Source organism: Duganella qianjiadongensis (genome assembly GCF_009857915.1).
GTDB classification, from domain to species: domain Bacteria; phylum Pseudomonadota; class Gammaproteobacteria; order Burkholderiales; family Burkholderiaceae_D; genus Rugamonas; species Rugamonas qianjiadongensis.
In genome coordinates, this window is the sequence record NZ_WWCM01000107.1 from 1 (window position 1) to 255 (window position 255).

Below are 255 nucleotides of genomic sequence, written 5' to 3' on the forward strand. Positions count from 1 at the left end.
TCAGCTTAACGGTGATCGACACGTTGTCGCCTGGCATAACCATTTCTTTATCGGCTGGCAGCTCGATCGAACCGGTTACGTCGGTGGTACGGAAGTAGAACTGTGGACGATAGTTGTTGAAGAACGGGGTGTGACGGCCGCCTTCATCTTTCGACAGAACGTAGATCTCGCCGGTGAAGTGGTTGTGTGGCTTGATCGAGCCTGGTTTTGCCAGAACTTGACCACGTTCCACGTCTTCACGCTTGGTGCCGCGCA

At 54.1% G+C, this 255-nt stretch carries 1 protein-coding gene; it reads right to left on the bottom strand.

The window, feature by feature from the left end; all coding sequences use genetic code 11:
- The coding region (locus GTP27_RS23500; RefSeq protein ID WP_503826536.1) for an EF-Tu C-terminal domain-related protein at positions 1 to 255 on the bottom strand (255 nt) is incomplete at both ends.